We start from the raw sequence: 23642 nt of genomic DNA, 5'->3' as shown, positions 1-23642 counted from the left end.
GCAAAAAATTAACAAATAAAAAAAGGGGCCGAAGCCCCTTTTCAACAGCCGTTTATTTAGGCTGATTCAATAGATTTAATAGTACCTTTCGGCAAGACCGCATGTACAGCCACTTTCTGGAACTTCAATTCAACATTGTTGCCAGTTTCAAGCACAACATAATTGTCATCCACTCTAAGAATTTTACCAAGCATACCGCTGGTCATTATGACCTCATCACCTTTAGCCAGAGCTGCAACCAAATTTTGGTGTTCTTTTTGACGCTTACGCTGCGGGCGAATGATCAAAAGGTACATGAACAGGAACATACCGCCAAACATCAGCAAAGTAATCATTGGATTGCCTTGCGGAGCTGGAGCTGTTTGAGCTTGAGCCATTGCGGATGCTATAAAGAAACTCATGAAACTAACCTCGTAGAATAAAAAGCACTAACTCTACCCGTTTTAAAAGAAGCAGGCAATTAGCGCTGAATACACGAGGTATTAGGAAACCTATGCATAATCCCGGAACAACTTTCGAAACACACTCGGCGATAAGCTTGTCCAGCGCTTAAAAGCGTTTGTAAAGCTAGTCCGGTCGGAAAAGTCCAAGGCCTTGGAAACAGTATCCACGCTCATATGATCGTCAATAAGGTATTTGATGGCATAGTGAAAGCGCAACACATCGCGTAATTGCGCAAAATTCGCATTTTGCTGTTGCAATCGGCGCTGTAAAGTTCGTTTGGAGAGCTTGAGATCTTCGGCTATGCGGTCAATCGAAAGGTCATCACGGCCAACTCTTTGCTTTAAGGCATCCACTACTCGCGCAGAAACACCTTCAAACTTGGGGATTTCCGCCATAGCAAGATATTCTGCATAAGATCTGACTTCAGATCCTTCAAAAGAGTTTTCGGAAAAGTTCTCACTGTTACGGTAAATTCGCTGTAATTGAATCATCCAGGCGTCTCCTTTGCCAATCAAGGGCATTTATGAAATCGATCAGGAGTGTTTTCCTTAATGGAAACGAAGTCCACCAAATTATCAACAATCATCGGTGAGTCTATCTCTACACCCAACTAAAAAGAATTATAGACGAACTTTTTTTGAAACAAAGAGAAATGTGTATGATTTCCAGTCAAAGCTATAGCTTTTTATTTCACAAAATTATATTAAAGAAGGTTTAAATGCCATTACGTAGAATATTGAGCACATCTTGATCATGAGTTTTAGTATTAACCTTATCCAGTATATGTGTGAGCCGGCCATCTTTATTGATTATAAAGCTCGTACGTAAAATCCCCATAAATTCACGCCCCATAAATTTTTTAAGCCCCCAAACACCATACTGCTCAGCAACCGCATGATCTTCATCCGCTAACAGATTGAAATTAAGATCATACTTATCAATAAACTTCTGCAGTTTTGCGGGAGCATCAGGGCTTATTCCCAATATTACAGAATCCAAAGAATCAAACTCCGCTCGCGAATCTCTCACACCACAAGCCTGAACAGTACATCCCGGAGTAGAGGCTTTGGGATAAAAATAGACAACAACATTTTTTTTACCCTTGAAGTCCTTTAGACAAACATCAACACCTGCCTGATTTTTCAATTTAAATGATGGAGCTAGATTACCAATTTTGGGAAAAGACATAAAAACACCTTTTTAATCACTGATCAGTGGTATCACCAAAAACGCCAAAGAGCGCGTCTTTTTCTTCAAGAGTAACTGTAGAGATAGTTTCCGTAGATTCAATCTGTGGCCCTTTCACACAATTACGGCCAGCATGTTTTGCTTGATAAAGCCAAGCATCAACTCTTTCGACAAAGCCCTCTGGTGAATCACTATGATTTCCGCGAAATTCGTCGACACCAATACTGGCCGTTATAGATATGGATTCTTGTCCATACTTTAGTGGTGTAGAGGCGATAGCTTCACGCAAACGTTCAGCAACCTGCGATGCCTGACGCAGATCGGTATTCGGCAATAAAATGACAAATTCTTCACCACCAAAACGACACGCCAAATCAAGTTTGCGAAATGTTAATCCAATTAATTTAGCGATATGTACCAATGCCTGATTACCAAGCTCATGCCCCCATCGATCATTAAACATTTTGAAATGATCAATATCCAGAATAATCAAGGATAGTGGTTGAAAGGAGCGGCGCGCGCGCTCCATTTCAAGGGGCAAGGCATCAGAAAAAAAACGAAAATTATAGAGACCAGTCAGCGCATCCGTTCTGACCTGCTCTTTTAAAGAATCTATTTCTTTACGTAACAGCTCCAGTTCTTGCTGGAATTTGCATGGCATATCCCCTTGCGGGCAAGACAGGGAAACCGAATCAATAAACGAAGGGGATGAATCCATAAGTGTTGGTTTTTTGAATATCACAACGTTAATAAATTGGTTTCAGTTTAGTTCAAATGGATACGATAACCAGAAATAATTTAAACTTTCTTTTTTTAGTGTATCAAACTAGAAAAGCCGTAAGAACGGCTTTTCTAGTGGTCAATCACGATATATTTTTAATAGATCGCCATAGTGATCTATACGCCTGTCACGGAGATACGGCCACATCCTACGAACCTCCTCACTACGCTCAAGATCAACCTCAACAACTGCACTTTGTTCTTGCTCAACCCCTGCCGTAAACAAAAACTCACCTTGAGGCCCGGCAACAAAACTGCTGCCCCAAAATAATAATCCTTCACCACCTGCGGGATCTGACTCATACCCAACACGATTCACACTAACGACAGGTAACCCGTTTGCGATCGCATGAGCTCGCTGCACTGTAATCCACGCATCACGCTGACGGGCTTGCTCTGCTTTATCCTCACTCAGTGACCAGCCTATTGCAGTGGGATACACAAGCAAATCAGCTCCAGCCATTGCCATCAAACGTGCAGCTTCTGGAAACCACTGATCCCAACACACCAATACGCCCAATTTTCCAACTGAAGTCTGGATTGGATGAAACCCTAGATCCCCGGGAGTAAAATAAAATTTTTCGTAATACCCTGGGTCGTCAGGAATATGCATTTTGCGATATTTGCCTGCGATACTGCCATCGCGCTCGATAACTACTGCAGTATTGTGATGCAACCCGGCCGCACGCTTTTCAAAAAGCGAAGCAACAATAACCAGATTTAACTCTTTTGCCAACTCACCCAATATCCCGGTACTTGACCCAGGAATATTTTCTGCAAGATCAAAATTTTGTGCAATTTCTTGCTGGCAAAAATATAACCCGCGATGCAACTCTTGCAACACAATCAATTCTGCTCCTTGCCCGGCAAGCACCCTGATCTGCTGTAACGTTTTTGAAAAGTTAGCATCCATATCTGCTGTACAGGATTGTTGCACTACGCCAATCTTCAATGTTTTTTTGGCTTTATTCTGAGAGAAATTATTTTGCATTACACCAACTCCAAGGTTCCATCGGGAATTTGCCACAACACGCCCTCTGGAATTTGCATAGTAATACAATGCAAACTCCCGCCCTGCTCAATCAATGCTGAACAGGGAATACCAAATATCTCATACCCGGGAAAAGCCTGTGCAATCACCTCCAGCGCATCCTCATCCATAGGTAAATTATAAATCGGAACTAACACGGCTTCATTGATGATTAAAAAGTTGGCATACGTCGATGGCAGTCGCTCACCGCTTTCTTCACCAAGTACCACACCTGCCCAAGGCAACGGTAATAATCGATAAGGTTGCCCTGCCGCATTTGTAAATGTTTTTAACTGCGCCTCCATTTTTTTCAGTTCGGCGTAATGCTCATCACTTTCATCATCACAGGCGGTGTAAACAATAGTATTGTTAGGGCACAAACGCGCCAGTGTATCAATGTGGCTATCGGTATCATCACCTGCGAGATAACCATGATCCAACCAATTAATTTTTTGTACGCCAAACACGGACTTTAACCGCGCCTCGATATCCTGTTTTGTCAATTCGGGATTACGGTTTTTATTTAACAAGCATGACGATGTGGTCAATAAAGTACCTTCACCATCGGTTTCAATTGAACCGCCTTCGAGAACCCAATCATGACTTTCAATTTGCGCACAAGGGAACGCATTTTGTGAAAATAGTTGCCGTGATATTTGATCATCCAGATCATGAGGAAATTTATTTCCCCATCCATTAAATTTGAAATCAAGCAATTTAAATCCTTCAGGAGTGATGACGGTTAATGGTCCGTGATCTCGCGCCCAACTGTCATTGCTCATGCAGGGATACAGATGGATATATTCCAGCGGAGCTCCCATATCTTCAAGACGTTTACGCACCTCTTCAAGCTGCTCTTCAGGGACTGCAATAATGACATCGGCATAATCACAGATAACGGTCACCAATGCTTCATAGAGCTCAACCACATCATCCAAAATCCAATCCCATGGCGAGTTTTTATGTGGCCAAGTCAAGAGCACAGCATCTTGTGGCTCCCATTCAGCGGGCAGTCTTTGATTTGACATAAAAATTCCTCATTAAAATGAAAATGGCCAGTGTTTAACTGGCCATTATAACAAAGCGGGACTCGCATTGAATTATTGCGAAGAAATAGTCTCTTGTGCCGGCAACGAAATAACGCCATCTGCTGGTTTTGAACTTGCCTGCGCAGCCTTCTGTAATTTGGGAGAAGATTCACCTACCTGTACTATGGCGGTAAGAGCTCGTGTAGAGACCCTGTCAGTTTCATTCAATGATACATGTAACTGGATATAGTGCCGACCCGGCTCACGCACATGGATTTTCAAAGGAATGTGATACTCACCCGATGCATCTGGTGAAAACTCAAATTGTGATTGTGTTGATATCAATTCAATTGTACCGTTTGAGGATACTGTCACTGTCATCAACCCCGTCGAAAACCCGGAAAGTAAATCAATACCATACTCATAAACACCCGTTTTAGAAAGAAACAACGGCTGCGAATTTTTCAAGCTTACTGAAGCGCCTGGTTTTCCTGGCGAATGCCGGTGTTCTGTTTGTCCAGCCGATGGCTGCATCTCTTTTGATATGGACTCTTGCTTACAAGCGATCAATACAATCACACTTAATAAACACACAACAGGATAAAACACGATTTTATTCCACACAGCACAGACTCCTTTAATTTGATAACTGCAGCTGCACATTAAAACAAGCGGTAACATCTTCCAGATTCTCATCTGTCATTACACGCGCATCTACTAACTCAATTACATAAGTACCCGCAGATAAAAATTGGGAAAGGCGCTCCTGATCAATTTCTGCTCCCTCCGCAATTGCCCTCAAAAAACCGTTGGAATAAAGATACAAATCAGGGTCTGAGTCACCAGATTCTTCAGCCTCCTGAACACTGAACTCATAGGTGCCCGCAGAGGTAATATTCACGACAAAAAATTGTGCTGTTGCTAATTTATTATAAGCACCAAATCGATTGGTACTGCACACATTAATGGGCGCATTATCTGGCTGTATGATTTTATAAACTGGCAAACTTCCTGCGTAACCACCAGAGTTACTCTCCCCCACCCCAAAAGCATCGGTAAGCGCGATATTTTGCTCACTCAATAAATTGTTGATATTGGTAGTTTGACTTGGCAGCAGGTTACGCAATCCATCAGAAAACACATAAATTGATGTAAGTGCAGTACTCTGCGCGTACCCGGAAGACGTCATGATGCTAAAAATATCGGAAAAATCACGCATTGTTTTTCCAACACCGGATGTATAAAAATTATAAAGAATGGATTGTACCGAAGCCTCTGAATACCAACCGCGCACACTGTGAACTTTACGGCTGACATCGCTTGAAAAACCACTGGATTGCAGTGAGCCGCTTGCGTCGCGATAATCAGGATCATCCAGCATCATGGCAGAAAACGCATTTGAAAAGCCCTCTGACATCGCCACGCGCATATCCATTTTATCACCGTAAGTATGATCGCCGCCGATACTATCCGTACGTGAAAATGCCGCTTCAAAATAATGTCCCCACTCATGCAAAATCACATGACTGTCGTATTCATCTGTATCGTTATTTTCATCCCCTAAGATATAAATCGCATCACCATCAAAATAACTGGTACCAATTTCCCCCAATAATACATCTCCTTCAGCTGCTTTATTATTGGTGCTCCAACGCAACTCCAAGGTGGGAAAATTGCGAGTATTGCCCGCCACCATCACTCGCTCAATCGCAATGTATACGGAATCTGCAATAGCAAAAGGAGCTGCGACGCGCGGCTGGGTATAAGCCGCTCCTGTCCAGCCGGAAGGTGCATGTAAATGCCGCACAGCAGTATTGTCTGTTGCAGCAATTAAATTACCGTCCATTGCATATAGCGCATTATTATTGGTGTTATCAGTAACTTTAAAATTCCATGAAGGAGATTGATTGTTACGCAACTGGGCTTTCACGCGCACTTTTACCAGCTTATCGCGCTCAACACTAAATGAATAAAAGCCTTCGCTATTCGTGGTAGAAAAAAACAAAATCTGATTATTCTCATCTAGCAATTCAACGAGCAATCCTCTGCCGGGCTTTATTTCAGCAGCAGAATAATTTAACCCAATATGATTGCTGTTGTGCGGCACCCAGTCGTAAGTAATTAGACCATTAATTGTCACAACGGAAGATAATGAAGAGCGTGATAGAGATGAGCCAGCCAATGAAGACACGCTGGGCTGACTGCTACTGGCCAATAGAGAAGATTGCGCAGAGGACGAGGTTTTACTGTTACCTGAAATCGGATTGGATGACCCGTCACCTCCCCCGCCGCAGGCCATTAGACATAAACACATTACACATAATGTAAAGCGCTGCCATCGGATCAGCTCACTGTAAGCCGACTGACTTTTCGCAATTGGTAACATCCGTTAATACCTATAAAAATGAAGCTAACTATTATTACTTTCACATTACTCTCAGATTAAGATACAGCATAGCTAACATTCGCCCAGACACCAAAAAACACAGCCCATGAACGACAAAGACAATGTCAGTAAAAGCACTATCAGCAAATAAAAAGAGCTGCTTATAATGCGCATCTGTCCAGTGGAGGCTACATGTTTAAAATTCTGTTATTTGCAGTCATCGTAACCCTGATTATCATACTCAGCGCCCGCTATAAAAAAATGGATCCTGCACAACAACGTAAAACGCTTTGGCGTGTTGCGGCGGGCGTGTTTCTTGGCATATTACTGGTTATGGTCGTCACCGGAAAAATGCACTGGCTTGGCGCTGCACTGGGCGCATTAATTCCTTTCATCCGCACCCTCTATGGTCTAGCCAGTCAATTACTGCCCTTTTGGCTGAAGCACAAGAAAAATCAGCAGGGCGCACAGGGAGCAAGCACTGAACAGCCGCACACATCACCTACAGTCATCATGCCTATTCAGGAAGCGTTAGATGTTTTGGGATTATCGGGCGATATTGAGAATGGCGAGATTACGGAAACCATGATTCAGGATGCGCATCGCCGACTCATCCAAAAATTACATCCTGATCGTGGCGGGAACGATTATCTCGCTGCAAAAATCAATCAGGCTCGCGATTTATTATTGGAGAAAATCAAGGCGAGTTAATTCCCTGCTTTTAGTAACAAATGAATGTAGCGACCAAGCGAACGATAAGGCTCTTGCTGGGAAAACTGGAGCTCTAACTCCACCAGCGTGTCAGGCTCGCGCTCCCGATGCTCTTCATTGAAAATATAATCATGGAACACGCGGATACCGCTATGTGCCAGCACGCACAGTTGCGCATCAGTAACCCAATTAATAACTTGCTCGGGTTCCAGTGGATTAATAGGCGTAAGACTGCCGCGCGAACCACCGTAATCTTTATTGATAATTTTTTTAAAGTTGGTGCGCAGTAAATTTTTGTAAATTAATGAATGGCGATTATAAAACGTTAGCGATAAGTATCCCTGTGGCTTTAAATATCGCAACAAATATGGCAGCAAACTACGGGGCTCTTGCATCCATTCCATCACCGCGTGACAAATAACCAGATCAAATGCCGGCAAGCCTGCAGGAAAATGTTGTGGTAAATCCTGTATCGCACAATGGATTAATTGTACCCGCTCAGCTAGCCCCAAGGATTCAACTTGCTCCTGGGCTAACTTGAGCATTTCGGCAGAAATATCGCAGATCACGACATTATGACCCGCATGCGCCAATTGCAGGGAAAATTGCCCCTGCCCACCGCCAGCATCCAGAATTGTCCAACGATCTTGCGCAGCATTGAATGGCTTTATCGGCAAATGCGCTTTGCAATCACGCTCCAACACCGCAAGACGGATATCGCCTTTTAAGCCACCATAAATATTTTTTTTAAAACGTTTGGCCAAATCATCAAAGTTGCGATCCTGACCTACCGGTTCTTTTGCCATATAATTTCCAACAATTTTCTTACTGTGATGCACATGAATTCATCAACCAACTGGTTTGTATACATGATCCGCACCAGCGATGCGCAAGTGTACACTGGAATCACGACCGATATGGCGCGGCGCTGGCGTGAGCACGAATCCGGTAAGGCGGGCGCACGCTATTTCCGTGGACGTAAACCAGTGCAATTGTGCTACCTCGAAACCGGTCATGACCGTGCCAGTGCCAGCCGGCGCGAATATGCCATCAAATCCCTGAGCGCGTCTGCCAAACGGGATCTGATCCTAAGTTGTACCGAGCAAACACTGGCCGCCATTGTTGGTCATAGATTGGGAGAGCTGCCACATTGACCAACGCTATTCAACGTGCTGGCACACCACCTAAAAGACTAGTGTGCGCCGAATGCACAAGACCCCAGCGCAATTGTATTTGTCGATTGGCAAGCCCTATCGACAATCGGGTGGAGGTGTTGGTATTGCAGCACCCCGATGAAACAAAAAATGCAAAAAATACTGCTGGATTATTACTATTAAGCTTAAAAAACAGCCAATGTTATATAGGTGAGATGTTCAACCCTGATGATCTGCACAATTGGCTCTTTGCCGGAAATAGAACCCCTGTACTGCTCTACCCTGATACACCGGATAGCGAAGCGCGTGGGTTCTGTATGCCGCAACCCACCGCCATGTATAAACAATCTTCCCCGGAGCAATTACGTTTGGTCATATTGGATGGCACTTGGCGAAAAAGCCGCAAAATGCTTTATCTCAACCGCAGCTTGCAGTCGCTGCCCCGCCTTGCGCTGGACACCACGCCCGCATCCCTTTACACCATCCGTAAGGCACATAGCGAAAATCAGCTTTCCACGCTGGAGGCAAGTTGTTACGCTCTGCAGCAATTAGAACAGCAACAAATTGACTATGCACCGCTGCTGCAGGCGATGCAGCAATTTGTCGCACAGCAACGTGCTTTCATTCCTACCGAAAATTGAATACCTACGAGAGTCAATATTACTTATGAGTTATCACACATTTGAATTAATCCGCAGCCAAACGATTGATGCCTTAAAAATCCGCGTTGAAGAATATCGCCACAAAACCACAGGCGCCCAACATATTCATCTGGCAGCTGACAATAATGAAAATGTGTTTTTGGTCGCGTTACGCACCGTTCCCCATGACTCAACAGGTGTTGCCCATATACTGGAACACACCGCATTGTGCGGCAGTAAAAAATACCCCGTGCGCGATCCCTTTTTTATGATGGTACGCCGCTCGCTCAACACCTTTATGAATGCATTCACCAGTTCCGATTGGACGGCTTACCCGTTCGCCAGCCAGAACCAAAAAGATTTTAATAATTTATTGGATGTTTATCTGGATGCTGTCTTTTTTTCGCGCCTTGATGAATTGGATTTTGCGCAAGAAGGACATCGGGTTGAATTTGCGGAAACCGACAACCCCAATTCCGATTTAGTATTCAAAGGCGTTGTATTTAATGAAATGAAAGGCGCGATGAGTTCTGTTTCATCGCAAGTGTGGCATACGCTCTGCAAATATCTTTACCCAACATCCACCTACCATTACAACTCCGGTGGCGAGCCAGAAGATATTCCCAATTTAACCTATCAGCAATTGCAGGATTTTTATCGTACCCACTACCACCCCAGCAATGCGATCTTCATGACCTATGGCGATATTCCCGCGGCAGTACATCAGGAAAAATTTGAAACGCAGGCATTAAACCAATTTGAAAAATTGAATGAGCTGATCAGCGTGGACGATGAAAAACGCTATCACGCACCGATTGCCGTCGAAGAAGCCTATCCGCTCGATGAGAATGATGCCGATGATATCGAGCATAAAAATCATGTTGTAGTCGCGTGGCTGCTGGGTAAAACCACCAATCTGGATGAATCCTTGGAGGCACAGTTAATTTCCAATATTTTATTGGATAACAGTGCATCGCCGCTGCAACAAGCACTGGAAACCAGCGAGCTGGGCCAAGCGCCTTCGCCTTTATGCGGACTGGATGATTCATCGCGTGAAATGGCGTTTGTATGCGGCTTGGAAGGTTGCAAACTGGAAGATGCCAATAAAGTGGAAGCAATGATCCTCGGCGTTATGGAAAAAGTTGCCGCCGACGGAATACCGCAAGAACAAATCGAAGCATCACTGCACCAACTGGAATTATCGCAGCGCGAAGTGGGTGGCGATGGCTATCCTTATGGCTTACAGTTGATTTTAACGGGACTCACATCGGCAACCCATCGCGGTGATGCCATCGCACTGCTGGATATTGATGCAGCACTGGAAAACTTGCGTCGCAAAACACAAGATCCACAATTTATCCAACAAGCCGTGCGCAAATGGCTTCTGGAAAATCCGCACCGTGTGCGTTTGACCATGCGGCCCGATTTACACATGAATGCGCGGATACAAGCTGCAGAAGTCGCACGTTTGGGAAAACTAAAAGCAAGCCTGAGTGAAGACGATAAAAAAGCCATTATCGCGCGCTCCCATGCTCTGCAAGCACGGCAATTACAGCACGACGATGAAAGCATTTTGCCTAAAGTCGGCTTGGAAGATATTCCGGCACAACTGCACTACACACCGGGCACCCATGAAAGCAGCAACCAATTTCCATTGCGTTGTTACAGCGCGGGCACTAATGGATTGGTCTATCAACAAATTACTGTCAAATTACCTGCTTTAACCGATGAGCAAATTAAATTGCTTCCCTATTACAGTATTTGCCTAACGGAATTAGGCACAGGCGATAAAGATTATCTTGCCAACCAGCGCTGGCAAGCCGAAGTGGTTGGCTCCATCCATGCATTCAGTAGCATTCGCGGTGCGGGTGATGATGTGCAAAATATTGATGCGTACCTCACTCTCTCCGCAAAAGCACTGAGCCGTAACAACGCCGCCATGAATGAGTTAATGCGCAACACCTTATTGAACGTGCGCTTTGATGAGCTTGCCCGCATTCGCGAATTAATTTCACAAAACCGCGCACGTCGCGAACAAAGCATTACCGGCCAAGGGCACAGCCTTGCAATGACCGCTGCCTGTGCAGGCATGAGTCCTGCTGCAAAAATCGCCCAGCAATTGGGCGGCCTTGAGGGAATCAGCGCGGTAAAAGCATTGGATAACACATTGGCCGATGAAAAAAATCTCGCCGCTTTTGCAGCACAACTTCACCAAATCCATCAATTGGTATTGCAAGCACCCAAACAATTTTTAATTGTTGGCGAAGAGGAACATCTGGATTCGTATCGCAAGGATTTGCAAGATTACTGGCCAGAAGAATCTGCAGCGGCATCTTTTGCACCATTCCAATTGGCACCAGTAAGCCACAGTGTGCGCGAAGCCTGGATCACTAATACCCAAGTCAACTTTTGTGCAAAAGCGTATGCCACTGTACCTAGCGAGCATCCGGATGCCGCACCACTCACCGTGCTCGGCGGATTTTTACGTAATGGTTTTTTACATCGCGCTATCCGCGAGCAAGGCGGAGCCTACGGCGGTGGCGCAAGTCAGGACAGCAACAGCGCGTCATTCCGTTTTTATTCTTATCGCGATCCACGTTTGGTAGAAACACTCGACGATTTTGATGCATCACTCAAATGGCTTGAAGAAACCACACACCAGCCACAAGCATTGGAAGAAGCAATTCTCGGCGTGATTGGCAGCATCGATAAACCCGGCTCACCTGCTGGCGAAGCGAAATCGACATATCAGGCAGAGTTGTTTGGGCGCACCCGCGAAAAACGCGAGCTGTTCCGCAACCGTGTTGTCGCTGTGACACTCGATGACCTCAAACGTGTAGCCAAAACGTATCTGGATCCAGACAAAGCCAGTATCGCGCTGGTAACTCACTCAGGCCATAAAGAGCTGGCGGAAAAAATGGGGCTGGCCATCAAGGTTTGCTAACACAACAAAAACCTATGTCGGGAACAGCGCTCCCCGGCATAGGTTATTTCCGTCTAGCCCATGCTTTTCCTTCCGGGTTTTCACAAAAGCCGCATAGTTTTCCCCGATAAACTCATCTAGTATTGGCAGATAACAATTTGCATATACAGCGGTTGCCTGCACAAATCTATGACCATCAGCCAATTGGAATATAGCGCTGCCTCCCATCCGGGGCTCATGCGCGACAATAACGAGGACTGTTTTCTCAGCCGCCCGGAACAGGGGCTCTGGCTGGTTGCTGACGGTATGGGCGGGCATGAAGCCGGCGAAGTCGCCAGCGCTATAGTGCGCGACACCATCGCACGGGAAATCCAAAACGATCCCGATATTTCCTTAATCGACTCCATCCAGAACGCTCATGCCAGCATCCTGCATTCCGCTTCGGTCGGGATAGGCGCACTGGGTATGGGCTCCACCGTTGTGGCCCTCAAAAGCCATTCAGATAAATACCAAATCGCCTGGGTGGGTGATAGCCGCGCCTATTTATGGACGTCTTCACGCGAAGGTGGCCGTTTGGAACAATTAAGTACCGACCACTCTTATGTACAGATGCTGGTAGATACCGGGGTTATACGCCCCGAAGATGCAGATACCCATCCTGAGAAAAATATTATTACCCAATGTTTGGGAATGCAGGAGCTGGACAAGGTCAAAGTGGATCATGTCGAACACAACTGGCAAGAAAACCAATGGATCTTGTTATGCAGTGACGGGCTGACTGATGAAGTCAGTGACCAAACTATCGCACAAATTCTAAGTGAGTCGAATGATTGTCTTGCCGCAGTAGACCAACTGCTACACGCCGCACTCACCAGCGGCGGGCGCGACAATATCACGTTGCAAATTATTGAATCTCCATTGCATGACAATCCGCTGCGCAAAGGGTTATTGCAGTGGGTTCCCTATTTGACAGGCAATATTAAAACAGACTCCTGGATTTTTGGCGGCGCTTTGGCATCGCTACTGGGTCTGTTGGTTTACATCACTTATTTTTAACGACTGCTGGCAATTACTTGAAGCAGATAACGTAAAACAGATAAAGAGACCGGTATTGCAGACCGGAATTTAAAATAGAAACGAACTTGATATGGCAATACAGATTCCCGGTTATCGGGTGATACGAAAAATTAATCAAGGTGGTATGTCCACCGTTTACCTCGCGATACAAATTAGCGTGGGGCGAGTTGTTGCATTAAAAGTAATGAATCCGCAACTCAACAACGATCCTGCATTCAGTGAACGCTTCCAACGTGAGGCAACGATAGTCGGCCAATTATCCCACCCGAATATTGTGGCAATTTACGATATAGGCAGACATGAAGATTTAAATTATATCGCTATGGATTATCTTCCCAATGGCTCTGTACACGACAAAATGAGTACAGGTTTAAGTGGTGAAGAAGTTTTGCGGATCATGCGCGAAATTGCCAGCGCACTTGATCACGCGCACGAAAAAGGTTACATCCATCGCGATATAAAACCGGAAAATATTTTATTCCGCTCCGATAACTCAGCCGTATTATCTGATTTTGGTGTTGCACGTGGCGCATCCACTAATTCACGCATGACGCATGTAGGCACTGTAGTAGGTACTCCTCACTACATGAGCCCTGAGCAAACCAAAGGCAACAACGTAGATGGCCGTTCGGATTTGTACAGCCTTGGGGTTGTCTTCTACGAAATGCTCACCGGTACCCTGCCCTACCAAGGTGATGAAGCGGTCACTATCGCACTCAAGCACATCAGCGCACCTATTCCCAAATTGCCTTTGCAATATCTGGCTTATCAAAAAGTATTGGAGAAACTATTAGCCAAAGATCCAGAGCAACGTTTCCAGCGTGGACGTGACTTGATTACTGCAATCGAAGAGTTGGAAACCAATCACCGTGTGCTCAGCACAACGGCCACGCATCCGGCCGATTTGACGGTGATCACCTTAGCTAAAGCATTGGCCTCAGCGACCTATAATGCAGTGCGGTGGCGCTGGAATAAAATTCGCTCGCTTCGCTGGAGCCCCAGCCGTGGCTTTTACCAACGCCCGGCCACAAAAATTACTGAAATTTTTTTCAATGAACAACACACACCCGTGCTCACTGTACGCGCCGAAATTGAAACTAAAATCCATAAAACAGTCACGCCCAAGCAAACTGCATTCACTCGTTTGGGTCTTGGCGCACTACTGCTTGTTTCACTCTGGTGTGGTTTTAGTTTTTGGTATGCACAGAGTTCAGCTCATAAAAATCCTTCATTCGTTGGCAATTTGGCGTTGGCAACTGCAGGTATTTTTATTGACCTGCCCCAGCCTGCCAGTGATACACAACTTACCGTTACCACAATATCCAGCAACTCTGCATCATCAACCGGCACGGTAGACTCGAGCGATGCTCAAAGTGATGCCACAAACATCAATCTGACAAATATCAATCTAACAAACACAGGGACAGAAGTTACCAATACCGACAGTTCGCTCGCCGCGCCCGGTTTACATAGTCTTGATGCAGCGCAACACGAATCAACCACCAGCAGCGCAGCCCCCAGCTATTCACTTACGGTTAGCACAACGCCACGACAAGCGCGTGTACGCATATTGAATATTCCTGAGCGTTATCAGCCTGGCATACTGCTACCCGCTGGCCGTTACCATATTGAAGTCAGTCACCCCGGCTATGACACACAACGCACCTGGGTTGAAATGACTGACCAACATCTCACGCCTGAATTTACGCTCAATGAAAGTATTGCTCCCGGCGATGAAATCAGTAGCCCGGTTGTAGCCTCTATCAAAAGCAAAGGGCCGGAAATGATCAGCATCCCTACGGGCAGTTTTTTTATGGGATACAAAGATGATCCGCTCACTATGCCGGTACACAAAGTCACCATCAGCAAACCTTTCGCGATCAGCAAATATGAAATTACGTTTGATGATTACGAAATATTTGCGCAAACCACGAATCGCCCAATACCTAATGACAATCGTTGGGGGCGCGGCAATCGCCCGGTGATTAATGTGAACTTTGATGATGCGCGCGCCTACGCCAAATGGCTCAGCGAAACGACGGGGAAAAAATACCGGCTCCCTACCGAATCCGAATGGGAATATGTCGCCCGTGCCGACACGCGCTCATTATTCTGGTGGGGTGATGATGTAAAAGATGCAGCAGGCCGTGCAAATTGCCGCCGGGGTTGCAACAGTAAATTTTCGGGATTGTTTGGCGCTAAAACCGCACCCGTGGGTAGTTATCCCGCCAATGCATTTGGTGTGTTTGATACCGCGGGTAATGTTGCGGAATGGGTAGAGGATTGCTTTGCAGATAACTACACATTGCATCCTAAAAATGGACAAGCAATGGTGGTAAAAAATTGTGATGCTCACGTAGTGCGCGGTGGCTCGGCAAAAGACAATGCCGATAGACTTGCCAACCATGTGCGCGATTACCATCGCACTGAAATCTTTGATGCCCACTTGGGCTTTCGCGTGGTGATGGAATTACAGTAATTCCATCACCGACAAATAATCACTGATCGTTTTATCGACTATTCCGCTGCAGTACCGCCACAAACATCGTATCTGAATCTAATTCAGGTACGCCAACCAAGCGCTGGGATTGAAGTGAAAACTGCGGAAACTGTTGTAACAACCATTCAACCTGCTGCTCATTTTCACTCACCTGCCAACTGCAGGTTGCATAAACCAAATGGCCATTTTCCCGCACGGCTGGCACGATGTTAGTTAATAATTGCCGCTGCAGTTGAATCAATTCTTTTGTGTCATCTTCATCAAAGCGCCAACGTGCATCCGGGTTGCGCCGCCAGGTTCCCGCTGAGCTACAGGGCGCATCCAACAATACCCAATCAAAGCCTTTTTGTTGCGCAACTTCTTTGGGTAACCGCAACGGCTCTGTGCCATCCCACGTAAATACACGCACATTAAAAATATCCGCGCGCTTTACCCTGCGCTTTAGTTCCTCCAACTTGTAAGCATGTAGATCGGTTGCAACCAATGCGCCCTTGTTATTCATCCGTGCGCCTATAGCCAGGGTTTTGCCACCTGCACCGGCACAGGCATCCCACACTTTTTGCCCCGGTACTGCAGCAACACTTTGTGCAATATATTGGCTGGCAAGATCCTGGACTTCCACCAAACCCTCTTTATATTCCATTGTGCCCTGAATACCTGCGCCACCCTGTGCCAGCAAATGCTGCTGCTCATCCAGAATGACATTCACACCTTGATTCTGTAACCGGGCGCAAATCGTTTTTACATCGCCCTTTTTTTGTACCCGCAACCACAATGGTGGCGTGGTTACTTGTTGCTGGATAAATTCCTGCAAGGTTTTATCATCCCACCCGGACACTTGTTGGCGCTCATGTAGCAATGCTTTCCACTGTGGACGCAATCCATACCACAGAAAATAAAATGCGCTATCCGGATTTATTTGCAAGGCAATACGATTGAAAAATGCACGGCGCTCCTCTGCATCACGCAGCTGTGCCTGATTTTTTTTTGCTTGATCGCCACCAACACGCAACTGCACCCAATACCAAAATGCAACCGGCGTAATGCTCTGAAGATCCCGCTGATGCCAGGCCAGATCCCACTCATCCCAATTTATGCTGGCATCTTGTTTGTGATAAGCAAACTCCAACGCCGCTGCCAATTGCTGGAAACGCAACGCAGAAAATAGTGCAAGGCTTAATGATGCGCGATCTGCCGGGCTATAGTCCGGTTGTGGGCGAGCGCCTGATTTCGCTGCAGGCCGCAAAGTATTTTTGAGCCATTTATCCAGCGGCATACTACCCGCCACATCCAGCCAATTACGCCACAATGGCACCAGGCGGGAATCCTCATAGTACACAGGGGTCGATTGTTGAGTCATATCAGGGGATGTATCAGAGGAAGAATGCATAAAAAGCGCCGCTATGGGGAATCAAATACAGGACCATAAGATCCCATGAGCAGCGCAGTTTATCAGTGATGCGCAGTGCTTACACCACACGCTTTCATGGTTAGGTCCCTTTCACTGCTCTATACCCCCACCCCATACATTCCATACTGGACGCTAAATGCACGCCTTCACTGCAGTTATGCAAACCAGCCCTTTGATATTTTTAGATTTTTTAACGTTTGGTAATGTTTTGTTTAGTGGTTTGCACAGCTCGCCTTAGGCGATTACAACTAAAACAATAACATTCGCGGAGAAAGATCATGGCAACATTTAACCAGAGGGACATTAATCGTCGCGACCTCTTGAAAGCCTTTGCAGCTGTCGGGCTTGCAGCCAGTGCTCCATCGCTATTTGCCAGCAACTCCCCTAAAAAACGAATTGGAGTCGCGTTGCTAGGCTTGGGTTATTACAGTCGCGATTTGCTTGCACCTGCATTACAACTTACGCAACACTGTTATCTTGCCGGGATTGTTACCGGCTCCCCGGAAAAAATCCCGCTTTGGCAAAAGCAATATGGGCTGCTTGATTACAATATTTATAATTACGACAACATGCATGAGCTGGCGAACAATCCGGACATTGATGTTGTGTATGTGGTAACACCTACAGGAACACACAAAAAATTCACCGAAATTGCTGCCAATGCCGGTAAACACGTGTGGTGTGAAAAGCCCATGGCAATGGACGCAAAAGAATGCCAAGCCATGATTGATGTCTGCAAGAAAAACAAAGTGCAGCTGACCATTGGCTATCGCATGCAGCACGAACAAAATACACAGCGCATTATGCAATTCGCCAAACAAAAACCCTACGGTAATATCCAAACGATTATTGCAGAAGCGGGATACAACGGCACCGGAGCGAGTTATTCCTGGCGCGCCGATCCAAAACTGGGCGGCGGTGCAATGTACGATATGGGCGTTTATCCATTAAATGCTGCACGCTACACCGCCGGCGAGGAACCTGTCGCCGTGACCGCGAGAATGAATTCAACCACTCCCGTGTACAAAGATGTGGATGAAACCACCGAATTTGAATTGGAATTTGCAAGCGGTGCACATGCGAAATGCGCAACAAGTTATGCGCGCTCAATGAATCACTTGCGTGCAGATTGCGAAAAAGGCTGGTACGAATTAAAGCCTTTCCAATCTTATAGCGGAGTACAAGGCCGCACCAGTGATGGAATAATCCTACCGCCTTCGCCCCACAATCAACAGGCGCGACAAATGGATAATGATGCTCTCGCTATTCTCAACAAATCGCCGGTGCTGGTTCCCGGCGAAGAAGGCATGAAAGATATTGTGATACTTGAATCGATTTTTAAAGCCGCTAAAACTGGCAAGCGAGTAGTGTTATAACAGAGTCACCAGCCGTTCCTGAAACCACAACGCCAGAGGGTATGCCGAGATCCAAGCCAATACAAAACGGTTCAAACCAAACAGCACTGCGTTGGCCAAGTGAAAACAACCAGCGCAGATCAATGCTGCAATCAGTGCACTCTGGTAAAAAAGCGCAAGTGGAAATAACAGCTCTGCAACAATCACACACCAGGATGCAAACCATAATAACGTTTTCCGCTCGGACAAGTGTCTGAGCGAATGCGCAACCGGATACGCAGACCACCCAAATACTTCGCGCAAGGCTTTGCCGGATCGCCACTCAGGATTTACCAACTTGACCCAACCCGCTTGAAAATACGACAGAATTAATTGCAGTACTGCATAACCCACTGCAATTTCCTGCCACAAAGTAGAAGGTGCAAGATGCGATAACCCTATACACAACAATACCAACACACTCATGGCATCACTGCCACCGTTATAGGGCCCCCGGAAACGCCAGATCAATAACACACTAGTCAAGAGTAAAGTGCCAGCGATCAATAGCGGAAAAACACCCGCAATTAACAGTACCGCAAGCGCCACGCGCAAAAAAGCCAGCTTTTGTTCAACACCGCGTGCACGCAAAAATTCCAAACTTTGCTGCAAAAATGCAAAGCCCAACATTATTTCCGTTAGCCGGACAGCCAGATCCAATGTCACAATCGTTGCCCCTTATTGGGCAAAGCATAAAAACCGGAATACAACACAACCTCTTCTTTTATCGGCCCTATACAATGGGCTGGCGCATCGTCCGAATAAATAGCGCGAATTCTGAAACACATAAAATGCGCCGGATTTTTTACCGCAATCTCACCTGACTCAATTGCCATGAGCAGGTGCTGCGCAATTTCCTCGCGATAAAAAATATCGCCACCTTCAAATAATCGCTCTGCACAAGAATTCATAAACAAAAGCTCATTCCAGCGCGGGTTATGTGCCAAATGTTTAAGCGCGCTCCAAAGTGATAGCCGTTCATGTAAAGGGCGAAAAGGAATCCACTCCGCTGGCAGGTTTGCCTCGTCTACCGCAAACCCCAGATCAAAACGTGGCGACATGCCCACACTACTGAAGAACCGCCACGACGGGAAAAGTATCGGCAATAATAGTTTTATCATGTTGGTGATTTTCACAGCGAATGTTGCCTTCCCGTAGTTTTCCACCTAAATTGCATTACGTTGAATTTTTGTATGCGCAAGCCAGAGCATTGAATCAAACCCGATGCATCCAATAATAGAGATAATTTTACTAAACACCAAAGGAATACCATGAATCTGTTATCGGCCAAGAACCTGATTAATCCCATTAAATTCATGACCTCACTCTGTATACCTTTCAGCTTTTACTTGGCGAGTACTGCACATGCAGAAATCTATAAATACACCGATGCACAAGGTAAAGTGCATTACTCCGATAAGAAAATCGCTGACTCTGCACAAGCACAAAATCTGAATCTCGGCACTATGCCACAGGCAAAAGCGGTAGAGTCCCTCCCCGCCAAGCGTTACCAAAACACACGCCCTTCCCTGTATTTACTGCGAAGTGAATTAGCATTGGATCAATTAGCTGCACTGCGCAGCCCTGCCAATTTTGCTTATTTTTATTTTGGTGGCGATTGCGTTTCACCTACAGCGGTGAATTATGGGGAATACATTAAACGTTATAAGAACAGCTTGCCCGAGTCAGATGATCTTTATCGCGATGAAGGCCGCGTGTTCGATACTTATAAATTTCGTTCACAGCGCGCCACTTATGCACTCGATAACCCGCAACGCGTTATGGATGAAGAGGGAAATCCACCACTCAAGCTGAATGTGGACATCACAGATATGCGTATTAATGCCTGTACCCAGCGACTTGAGAAAGCCAGTATTTCAGGCAATCTGGATAAAATCAGCGGGTATCATTTTGACAAAGCCAATGTCTGGCTGCAGTTACGAATTACCATCACCCACTCAAGAGATGATGTGGTGCTGCTCAACACTATAGCCGAAGGTTCTGCAAATGAGATCGATGGTTACCCCGGCAACATATCAAGGCTGACAACAGCCGCGTATGAACAAGCCATTACCAATCTTATTGCCAATCCAACGTTTGTTGAGCTGCTTACGCCGAAATCCAAAATCAAAACCGTGACTATCGCTCAACAAGAAACACCGTCCCCAAGCGATAGCGGTGGAATGCTTAGCCGCCTCGCCGACAAACTTCAATTTAATGCGGTAAACAAAGCAAAATTAGCAGAAGCCATGTCATTGGTAAGCCCCGTACGCATCAGCATAGTGCAGTACTATGCTGAAACTGGAAAATGGCCAAGCAGTTTTTCCGATATCGATTTAAGTTCTGGTGACTTGATACAAAAAGATTTAATAGAACAAGCAGAACTGCGTTTAGGTGGGGTATTGCATTTGCGCTTGGACAGATCCACGTTTGGTGAAAATGAAGTATTGCAACTCGTTCCAAAACCCATCATGAATGGCCAATCCATCGATTGGGAATGCCGCACATCATTGGACAAAGCACACTGGGTTGGGGATTGTCAGGGGCTTTGATCGATATAATAAATCAATGGGCGCAATGAATTGCGCCCGATTTACTTTCTATAAACTCAACACACGTTTAAAACTATCGCGATAACGTCGCGACAATATCAACGTGTTTCCTGCCTTCAGGGTGATTTCATGATCCCCCGAATCCAAAGGTTGTACCTGTTGGATTTGATGCAGGTTGACAATACTCGAACGATGGATTCGAACAAAATCAGCAGGCAATAAAGTTTCCAATTTATCCATGGTAATCCGCATAGGATAAATGCTGCCCCGAACATGCAAATTGGCATAATTGCCCGAGGCTTCAACCCATTCAATATCCGCTGTTTTGATTAAAAACTCACGTCCCAACTTTTTAATTAACAGCATCTCCGGGCTTTTCTCTGACTCAGCTTGCTCCGTGCTTGCTTCTGCCATCAAATAACTTGCTTCACCTTGTAAGCGGCGATAAATCAAACGGAAACCAAAAATCACCAGCAACAGGGTCAAATACGTTTGCGCATCTTTTCGATACTCGTATAACAACTCAGATGCAATATTGCCGAAATGGTATTGTTCACCCATCAGCCAGTAACAGAAGTGGCGAATACCCACCATGCCCGCTATATGGGATAACGAAAATGGTAGCGTCAGTAATACATGCAACCCGATACACCACTTCAGCGACAGATTTGCTAACCAACGGTCGTGAATATAAACCCCCACAGGTACTAACAGTAAAATCATAACGGCACTGGAAAACTCCCAAGAAAGAGGTTTCCAAAAAGGAACCTGATGCCCCTCTCGCGTCATTTCCATTAATTTAGTGGTTGCCAATACCAACGCATTACTACCAAACCAACCGCTTAATAAGATCCAACCCCATAACACAGGATGCGCCAAAAAGTGTTGTTGGTAGCGTGCAGATAATGTGTTGCTCATTGTTCTCTCTTTGCGGTACTTATTTTTACTGATGGATAGATTAACTGATTGACCGATAGTTTGAATGATTAAACATTGCCGTCACAGCCTGCTGCCGCTTGTCACAAATTCATGTAGATCAATCACTTGAGCGATCACATCGCGCTGCTGCCGATTAGCATAGCGGTTCAACGTGTATTGCAGGAAGTAAAAATTGATGCCTGAAAAATTACCGACAACCCGATTAACGCCTGATGTAACTCATCGTTTGCATGAATTGGATGGCCTGCGTGTGACCGTATTTGGTCTATTGATCCTGTATCACACGGGCATGCTCTACGTTGCCGATTGGGGTTGGCATTATAAAAGCCAATATCAAAGTGAAGCCTTAGCCAATGTGATGCTCTGGTCAAACCAATGGCGAATGTCATTATTATTTTTTATAAGCGGAGCTGCACTGGCATTATTTTTACCACGCAATCGTGACAACTCTTTTAGTAGAGCGCCGGGTATTAGTAGAGCGCTGGGTAAACGTCTTGGTTACTTATTGTTACCGTTATTCTTTGGCATGCTGGTGGTCGTCGTACCGCAAGTCTATATAGAGGCAAAGTCCCAACACATCATGGAAGAATTGAATTATTGGCAATTCTGGTACGCCTATCTGGATCAACAAAGCGCCAAATTTGAGCAGCACAAAACCTTGGGCAGCATGCACCTCACATGGAATCACCTGTGGTATTTACCCTATCTGATTGTTTATACCTTGATAATGGCAATGCTCTATCCACTACTAATTAGCAAGGCTATGCAACCGGTATGGCGCTGGTTTTCTGCACGGATAACCTTAACAACGATTGTGTTGCTCCCTATCGCTGGTTTTTATCTCAACGGTGCACTGCTCTATACCAATAACCCGGTTACCCACAATTTGGTAGAAGATTGGTTTAACCATGGCCGTTCATTTTTGAGTTTTGTCTTGGGTTTTGCTTTAGTGCAAATTCCCGCCCTTTGGCAAAGTATAAAAACAATCCGCTGGCATTTATTGATCATTGGATTATTAAACTACAGCTACACGCTCTTTGCTTTTCATGGTGGCAAGTTAGTCAGTGGAATGTTAGGCGAAGGATTCATCGCACAGGAAGTGAACGGTCTATTGTGGAGCGCCAACAGCTGGCTTTGGATATTGTGTGTCACCGCTTGGGGGCAACACTGGTTTAACAAACGCAGTCCGTTAATTCGCTATCTGAACTCAGGCATATTTTGTTTTTATATTCTGCACCAGACGTTAATCATCGTATTTGCTTATTGGCTGGCACCACTCACATTAGGCGGTCTTTTTGAGCCGATCGCGGTAATAACACTGGTTATAGCGGGATGTTGGATTTTGTTTGAAATCCTCAAAAAAATACCCGGGCTACGGATAGTGTTCGGCATTAATCCCCACGCCCCACATAAGCCCGGATAGATTCTATTTTTCCATCGCTATCAAGTGTACCCACATCAACAACTTACAAAATCTCTGTGCG

Annotated in this window: 22 protein-coding genes; 9 read left to right on the top strand and 13 right to left on the bottom strand. The window is 45.7% G+C overall.

Going from position 1 to position 23642, the window contains the following annotated elements; genetic code table 11:
- Positions 1 to 56 precede the first annotated feature (56 nt).
- The 8 genes from yajC to B2739_RS10360 form a co-directional block, all read right to left on the bottom strand.
- A complete protein-coding gene (yajC, locus tag B2739_RS10395; protein ID WP_331345792.1) occupies positions 57 to 401 on the bottom strand; it encodes a preprotein translocase subunit YajC in 345 nt (114 codons plus the stop codon).
- Positions 402 to 491: 90 nt separating this feature from the next.
- Positions 492 to 935, bottom strand: a complete 444-nt coding sequence (locus tag B2739_RS10390; protein WP_331345791.1) for an AraC family transcriptional regulator — start codon at positions 933 to 935, stop codon at positions 492 to 494.
- Positions 936 to 1158: 223 nt separating this feature from the next.
- Positions 1159 to 1632 (bottom strand): thioredoxin-dependent thiol peroxidase, encoded by a 474-nt coding sequence (gene bcp, locus B2739_RS10385; protein WP_331345790.1) that lies wholly within the window; start codon positions 1630 to 1632, stop codon positions 1159 to 1161.
- Positions 1633 to 1648: 16 nt separating this feature from the next.
- Positions 1649 to 2350 carry a GGDEF domain-containing protein gene (locus B2739_RS10380; RefSeq protein WP_331345789.1) on the bottom strand — a complete coding sequence of 234 codons (702 nt, stop codon included), beginning with the start codon at positions 2348 to 2350 and terminating at the stop codon, positions 1649 to 1651.
- A gap of 141 nt (positions 2351 to 2491) precedes the next feature.
- Positions 2492 to 3403, bottom strand: coding sequence for a carbon-nitrogen hydrolase (locus B2739_RS10375; protein WP_331345788.1), 912 nt, complete (start codon positions 3401 to 3403; stop codon positions 2492 to 2494).
- On the bottom strand, positions 3403 to 4470 hold the full coding sequence (locus B2739_RS10370) for an agmatine deiminase family protein (RefSeq protein ID WP_331345787.1): 1068 nt from the start codon (positions 4468 to 4470) through the stop codon (positions 3403 to 3405). Before B2739_RS10370 ends, B2739_RS10375 begins: the two co-directional genes overlap by 1 nt.
- A 72-nt stretch (positions 4471 to 4542) precedes the next feature.
- Positions 4543 to 5094, bottom strand: a complete 552-nt coding sequence (locus tag B2739_RS10365; RefSeq protein WP_331345786.1) for a hypothetical protein — start codon at positions 5092 to 5094, stop codon at positions 4543 to 4545.
- Between the two features lie 13 nt (positions 5095 to 5107).
- On the bottom strand, positions 5108 to 6856 hold the full coding sequence (locus tag B2739_RS10360) for a hypothetical protein (protein ID WP_331345785.1): 1749 nt from the start codon (positions 6854 to 6856) through the stop codon (positions 5108 to 5110).
- A gap of 192 nt (positions 6857 to 7048) precedes the next feature.
- Here B2739_RS10360 and B2739_RS10355 point away from each other — a divergent pair, with 192 nt between their 5' ends.
- Positions 7049 to 7567 (top strand): molecular chaperone DnaJ, encoded by a 519-nt coding sequence (locus B2739_RS10355; protein ID WP_331345784.1) that lies wholly within the window; start codon positions 7049 to 7051, stop codon positions 7565 to 7567.
- Here B2739_RS10355 and B2739_RS10350 read toward each other — a convergent pair.
- Positions 7564 to 8373 (bottom strand): methyltransferase domain-containing protein, encoded by an 810-nt coding sequence (locus B2739_RS10350; protein ID WP_331345783.1) that lies wholly within the window; start codon positions 8371 to 8373, stop codon positions 7564 to 7566. The genes B2739_RS10355 and B2739_RS10350 overlap by 4 nt on opposite strands.
- Positions 8374 to 8406: 33 nt before the next feature.
- On the opposite strand from B2739_RS10350, the gene B2739_RS10345 reads away from it, so the two are divergent.
- From B2739_RS10345 to B2739_RS10325, 5 genes are all read left to right on the top strand, one after another.
- Complete coding sequence (locus tag B2739_RS10345; RefSeq protein ID WP_331345782.1) at positions 8407 to 8721, top strand: GIY-YIG nuclease family protein; 315 nt, start codon at positions 8407 to 8409, stop codon at positions 8719 to 8721.
- Between the two features lie 41 nt (positions 8722 to 8762).
- Positions 8763 to 9362 carry a tRNA-uridine aminocarboxypropyltransferase gene (locus tag B2739_RS10340; RefSeq protein ID WP_331345831.1) on the top strand — a complete coding sequence of 200 codons (600 nt, stop codon included), beginning with the start codon at positions 8763 to 8765 and terminating at the stop codon, positions 9360 to 9362.
- 25 nt (positions 9363 to 9387) lie between these two features.
- Positions 9388 to 12306: an insulinase family protein gene (locus B2739_RS10335; protein WP_331345781.1), complete on the top strand. Its 2919-nt coding sequence runs from the start codon at positions 9388 to 9390 to the stop codon at positions 12304 to 12306.
- Between the two features lie 168 nt (positions 12307 to 12474).
- Positions 12475 to 13341, top strand: coding sequence for a PP2C family protein-serine/threonine phosphatase (locus B2739_RS10330; RefSeq protein ID WP_331345780.1), 867 nt, complete (start codon positions 12475 to 12477; stop codon positions 13339 to 13341).
- Between the two features lie 91 nt (positions 13342 to 13432).
- Positions 13433 to 15841, top strand: coding sequence for a bifunctional serine/threonine-protein kinase/formylglycine-generating enzyme family protein (locus B2739_RS10325; protein ID WP_331345779.1), 2409 nt, complete (start codon positions 13433 to 13435; stop codon positions 15839 to 15841).
- Between the two features lie 31 nt (positions 15842 to 15872).
- Here the strand turns inward: B2739_RS10325 and B2739_RS10320 are convergent, their stop codons facing one another.
- Complete coding sequence (locus tag B2739_RS10320) at positions 15873 to 17252, bottom strand: RsmB/NOP family class I SAM-dependent RNA methyltransferase (RefSeq protein WP_331345778.1); 1380 nt, start codon at positions 17250 to 17252, stop codon at positions 15873 to 15875.
- Positions 17253 to 17551: 299 nt separating this feature from the next.
- Between B2739_RS10320 and B2739_RS10315 the strand changes: the two genes are divergently transcribed.
- Complete coding sequence (locus B2739_RS10315; protein ID WP_331345777.1) at positions 17552 to 18649, top strand: Gfo/Idh/MocA family oxidoreductase; 1098 nt, start codon at positions 17552 to 17554, stop codon at positions 18647 to 18649.
- Here the strand turns inward: B2739_RS10315 and B2739_RS10310 are convergent.
- Together B2739_RS10310 and B2739_RS10305 are read right to left on the bottom strand one after the other, a co-directional pair.
- Positions 18644 to 19333: an HTTM domain-containing protein gene (locus B2739_RS10310; RefSeq protein WP_331345776.1), complete on the bottom strand. Its 690-nt coding sequence runs from the start codon at positions 19331 to 19333 to the stop codon at positions 18644 to 18646. The genes B2739_RS10315 and B2739_RS10310 overlap by 6 nt on opposite strands.
- Positions 19330 to 19728 carry a hypothetical protein gene (locus tag B2739_RS10305; protein ID WP_331345775.1) on the bottom strand — a complete coding sequence of 133 codons (399 nt, stop codon included), beginning with the start codon at positions 19726 to 19728 and terminating at the stop codon, positions 19330 to 19332. Before B2739_RS10305 ends, B2739_RS10310 begins: the two co-directional genes overlap by 4 nt.
- 210 nt (positions 19729 to 19938) lie before the next feature.
- Between B2739_RS10305 and B2739_RS10300 the strand changes: the two genes are divergently transcribed.
- Positions 19939 to 21219 (top strand): DUF4124 domain-containing protein, encoded by a 1281-nt coding sequence (locus tag B2739_RS10300; RefSeq protein WP_331345774.1) that lies wholly within the window; start codon positions 19939 to 19941, stop codon positions 21217 to 21219.
- Positions 21220 to 21267: 48 nt separating this feature from the next.
- Here the strand turns inward: B2739_RS10300 and B2739_RS10295 are convergent, their stop codons facing one another.
- Positions 21268 to 22137 carry a LytTR family DNA-binding domain-containing protein gene (locus tag B2739_RS10295; protein WP_331345773.1) on the bottom strand — a complete coding sequence of 290 codons (870 nt, stop codon included), beginning with the start codon at positions 22135 to 22137 and terminating at the stop codon, positions 21268 to 21270.
- Between the two features lie 196 nt (positions 22138 to 22333).
- Between B2739_RS10295 and B2739_RS10290 the strand changes: the two genes are divergently transcribed.
- Positions 22334 to 23581, top strand: a complete 1248-nt coding sequence (locus tag B2739_RS10290; protein ID WP_331345772.1) for an acyltransferase family protein — start codon at positions 22334 to 22336, stop codon at positions 23579 to 23581.
- Positions 23582 to 23642: the final 61 nt, after the last annotated feature.

It is taken from the genome of Cellvibrio sp. UBA7661 (assembly GCA_002483365.1).
GTDB lineage: Bacteria > Pseudomonadota > Gammaproteobacteria > Pseudomonadales > Cellvibrionaceae > Cellvibrio.
Note: the sequence above shows the minus strand (reverse complement) of the source record. Positions and strands in the feature narration are given on the sequence as shown.